The sequence below is a fragment of the Aestuariivita sp. genome (assembly GCF_021404545.1).
Lineage (GTDB): Bacteria > Pseudomonadota > Alphaproteobacteria > Rhodobacterales > Rhodobacteraceae > Aestuariivita.
The window spans coordinates 1-4,456 of record NZ_JAAWWD010000057.1 but is presented as its reverse complement, the minus strand read 5'-3'; the positions used below and the strand labels follow the sequence as shown (position 1 = coordinate 4,456).

Below are 4,456 nucleotides of genomic sequence, written 5' to 3'. Positions count from 1 at the left end.
CGGCGGCGGCGCCGCAGGCCCCCCCGGGGGCCCGGGGATGTGTCTCAGTCACCACGGAACAACCGGGAGATGCTGAGGTGGTGTCATAAGGCTTTCAGGAAAGCCATGAGATCCTTGTCCTCCTTCCATCGCCGCGCGGGTCGTGTTGAACCCACTTCGCAGAGCGCGACGGCATTGGCTTTCAGCGTCAGATCGATCTCGGCATAGATGTTGGTCGTGCTGATCGAGACATGACCGAGCCAGGCCCGGATCGTATTGATGTCGACACCGGCGAGAACAAGGTGGCAGGCCGTCGTGTGGCGGATGACATGCGGGGTGACCGCCCGATCCGCCAATTCGGGAACCGCTGCCGCGCAGCGCTCGACGAGCCGGTAGACCCCGAAGCGCGTGAACGCGTTCGCTAGCCTGCTGAGGAACACCGGAGCATCGGGCGCCCGGCCGCGGATTTGCTCTCGCAGGACTCGTTCGGTTTCAGGCCACAAGGGGCAATGGCGTGTCTTACCGCCCTTGCCGCGCAAGGAGGCGATATCGTGACCGCCGCTGTCACGACCGAATGTCAGATCCCGCACCTTCAACTCCGCCGCCTCGGAGACCCGGGCGCCGGTGTTGTAGAGAAAGAGCAAGAGGGCATGTTCGCAACGCCCCCGGTCAGTCATGCGGTCGGGAGTGGCGAGCATCGCCTCCATTTCCGTCCGCGTCAGCCATCCGACCGGCGGCGCCATGGACTTCTTCGATGCGATCGCGCGGATATGTCCGCACCATTCGACATGTGCCGGATCCCGGCTGCCGACGAAGCGGGCGAAGGCCCTGATGGCGGCAAGCCGTTGATTGCGGGTTCGGACCGAACATCCGCGGCCATCCTCGAGATGGGCGAGGAACTTCAGCACGAGCCCGGACGTAAGATCGCGCACCCTCACTCGGTCAATGGGCGTGCGCAATCTGCGGCTCGCGAACGGCAAGAGCAATGCGAAGGTGTCGCGGTAGCTGGAGCGGGTATTCCGGGCCAGATTCCGCTCGGTGACGATGTATTCGATCAGGAAGCGCCGTAGCCAAGGGCCAAGAAGTTCACGATCAGGCATCGGCACCCCCGGCGGCAAACCGTGCAAATCGCAGCGACGCTTGGCTCAGTAGCTCCGGCGTCATCGTCAGGTAGACCTTCGTGCCTTCCAGGTCCGAATGGCCGAGATAGGTGGACAGGACAGGCAGCAGACGCTGTACGTCTGCTCCTTGCCGATACCATGCGGTCAGACTGTGAACCGCGAAGCTGTGCCGGAGGTCGTGCAGGCGTGGAACCGCGCGACCACTGGCCGTTCCGTGCACATCCGCAATACATCGCAGCCTGTCGAATGCTGCCTGGACGGTGCTGCTCGCAAGCCGCGTGCCGTCCCGGTTGGCGAGCAGGAACGACGCGGCATCCCTCTCCGTCGTATCTCCCGAAGGACCGGACAGGTGGTTCGCCAGCACCGCTGCGAGCCGCGGTCCCACGGGAACCAGCCTGGTCTTGTGGAACTTCGTATCCCTGACGATCAGGACGGATTCTGCCGGGTCCACATCGGCCAACATCAGCCCGGTCGCCTCGCTGAACCGCAACCCGGCACCGTAGAGCAACAGAAGCAGGATGCGGAACGTGGCCGGGTCGAGTTGCCTGGAACCGTTCAGAGCGCGCTCGATGCGTCGCGGATTGAGCAGCCGTCGCAGCTGCTCGCGGGTGTAGATGTGAGGCGGCGCCTTCAAGGACGGGCGCCGCTCGGGGTCGGGAAGCGGCGACGACGCGGCATGGCCTCGGCTGATCGCATAGCGCCAGAACCCGGCCAGAGCATAAGCCTTGTTCTCGCGATGCCGGGTTACCGGCCCGCTTCCAGCCAGATAGGCCAGAACCTGCTCCCTTGTTACGGCGTCACACTCGGCATCTCCGTTCGCATGATGAAGGAACTGGCGCAGCAGGTTCCGGGCTGTCGTGAACTTCGCGCCGTGCGCCTGCCGCCACGCGACGTAGTGCTCGATTGCGTCCGAGAGCTTCATGCCAGCCCCTCCAGATCGAGGGCCGCCACCTCGCGCAGAGCCGCGAGGTCGACTTTGGTATAGATCGCGGTGGAGGAAGGATAGCGATGGCCGAGAAAGTCCCCGATGACCTTCATCGGGGTACCCTGATCCATAAGGTGTTGGGCGGCAGCATGTCGGAGGGCATGCGGGCCCCGTCGGCCAGTGACCACGCCGATGTCGGCCAGCCGGTCGCGAACGATCTTGCCCAGAGCCTTTCGACCCAGAGGACGGATCGGGGCACGGGACGTGAAGAACAGAGCACGCCCGAAGCCGGTCGGCCGCCCGCCCTGGATGTAGTCCAGGATCGCCGTGCCTACCTCCTGCGAGAGGGGCCACAGATGGGTTCGCCCCGGCTTCGGGCATCGCACCCGAAGCATCTCCGATGGCCAGTCGAGATCGTCGAGACGCAAGCCTGCGACTTCGCCGACGCGCAGACCATAGGATACGAACAGCATCAGGATCGCCCGGTCCCGCGTTTCGACCGGGCGAGAACCCTGAATGGACGCCAACAAGCGTTCGACGTCGCTGCGCTGGAGCCCCTTCGGTAGAACCTCGTCGGCCATGTATCCGGGCGCGACGATGCCGGCTGCCAATCCGGGTCGACACCATCCGCGTGTCTCGGCGAAGCCGATGAAGGATTTCAGGCGCTGCGCGAAGCCATGTATCGTCCTCCGGCTCCAGGCGCCACGGCGGTGCTCATCGCCGATGACACGGTCGATATCCGTCATCTCGAGGCCGTCCAGCGCTACACCGATCCGTTCGAGCCGGACAAGGAAGTGGCACGCCGCGCGGCAGTAGCTGTCGACCGACGCGTTCGACAGGCCGCGTTCGTTTCGTAGCCAGTGCTCGTACGCCCGCAGTTCGGCACCATGCCGGTGGCTGTCCTCCTCGATCAAATCCACCCAGCCGAGATGTAGCAGGAGGTCGGCGCAATGTCTGACGAAGCGCTGCCGGGCTTTGGAAGCTGCCACCCTGTCGCATCTGCGGCCCCGCGGGCTGGACCAGAGTGCTGCGGCGGCCTTAACGTCCTCCAGGCCGATCCGATCGCCATCGCCGACGTCCAGGAGCCGGACAAGGTTGAGGTGGGCGTTGGCGTACTTGCGCAGGGTGGACCGGCGCGCGCCGCTTGCCTTCAGGTGGACGAGGTACCCGGCCCTCTGATCGGCAAGCGGCCCATTGCGATGTCTGGTAGCGGTTGAGGGAAAGAAGATTTCTTCAAACATGGTTGTGTCTCCATTTGTGTGGAGTCACAGGATTTCGCTCGATGCATCGTAATGTAAGCGCATATATACGACAGGCTCTTCCGCGGTGGCCGTGCACTTGTCGTCGTTCGTCATGTTGCTGAGCTTCAAGTTCAGCTGCAGAAACGCCCTACGCAGCTGTATCGGTGCATGATAGGCAGGCGCCTGTACCGGTCTCGCCGCGCCCGTCGGCAATGGCGGCTTCCCACTGGGAGCCAGAAGGGTTAATATCCTCAAAAACCTGTGGATTTTGACATGAGGACCGCCATGAACCGGACAGACGCACTTTTCCCTTCGCTCTTGCAGAACAGCAGGGTCAACCATGCACTTTGGTTTGCCATGCTTGCTGTGGCTGGGTCGATCTTGATCGCCATTTCCGCTAAGATCAAAGTCCCGATGTGGCCAGTGGATATGTCACTTCAGACGCTGGCCATATTCACGATCGCAGCGGTTTTTGGCTTTAAGCTTGGGCTGGCGACAATTCTACTTTATCTCGCCGAGGGAGCGGTCGGTTTTCCGGTTTTCCAAGGAACACCTGAGCGGGGCATTGGCCTTGCCTACATGGTGGGGCCGACAGGTGGCTACCTCGTTGGCTTCGTAGTCATGACTGCCATTACGGGATGGGCAGCGGACCGTGGCTGGTGGCGGAACCCCCTGAAGATTGGAGCTGCAATGCTTGTCGCAGAAGTGATACTGCTCACGTTGGGAGCGCTCTGGCTGATGTACCTCTTTGGCATGTCGCAGGGGATCGAGTACGGCATCGGCCCGTTCATTGTACCGGATCTGCTGAAGCTGGCGATCGCTGCCGGTTTTGTGTCCGTTCTGGGGAATACCGTAAGGTCCAGGTTGGGCTGAAGGAATAAGGGGACGCGTCGCACTGGAACTCCGGAATACAACGGAGTTTCAGGGACGCATGGACGAAGGCACCATTCGACCAGGACGCCAAAGGTTTTCATTGACAGCACTGCGGTGGTTCATTCTCAGCGCCGTGGACGGCAAATGACCCTGCGGATTCGCGGTCAGCATCTCCCGGTTGTTCCGTTTTGGATGAACCGCGCGACATCCTCGGGCGCGATCTGTGGGCGCAGTGCCGCCCCCAGATCGCCGAGCCCGGGGGCTTGCAGGCGGCCGTTGAAGGACCCCAGGGCGGGGAGGGGCCCCAAACCCCCATC

Annotated in this window: 4 protein-coding genes; 1 reads left to right on the top strand and 3 read right to left on the bottom strand. The window is 62.9% G+C overall.

Annotated elements, in window-relative coordinates:
* Positions 1 to 83: 83 nt before the first annotated feature.
* From HEP69_RS17580 to HEP69_RS17570, 3 genes are read right to left on the bottom strand one after another with little or no spacing between them, the layout of a single operon-like run.
* Positions 84 to 1,079, bottom strand: coding sequence for a tyrosine-type recombinase/integrase (locus HEP69_RS17580; RefSeq protein WP_290559797.1), 996 nt, complete (start codon positions 1,077 to 1,079; stop codon positions 84 to 86).
* Positions 1,072 to 2,022 carry a tyrosine-type recombinase/integrase gene (locus tag HEP69_RS17575; RefSeq protein WP_290559796.1) on the bottom strand — a complete coding sequence of 317 codons (951 nt, stop codon included), beginning with the start codon at positions 2,020 to 2,022 and terminating at the stop codon, positions 1,072 to 1,074. Before HEP69_RS17575 ends, HEP69_RS17580 begins: the two co-directional genes overlap by 8 nt.
* Positions 2,019 to 3,266 carry a tyrosine-type recombinase/integrase gene (locus HEP69_RS17570; protein WP_290559795.1) on the bottom strand — a complete coding sequence of 416 codons (1,248 nt, stop codon included), beginning with the start codon at positions 3,264 to 3,266 and terminating at the stop codon, positions 2,019 to 2,021. Before HEP69_RS17570 ends, HEP69_RS17575 begins: the two co-directional genes overlap by 4 nt.
* Before the next feature lie 285 nt (positions 3,267 to 3,551).
* Between HEP69_RS17570 and HEP69_RS17565 the strand changes: the two genes are divergently transcribed.
* Positions 3,552 to 4,139, top strand: coding sequence for a biotin transporter BioY (locus tag HEP69_RS17565; RefSeq protein ID WP_290559794.1), 588 nt, complete (start codon positions 3,552 to 3,554; stop codon positions 4,137 to 4,139).
* Positions 4,140 to 4,456: the final 317 nt, after the last annotated feature.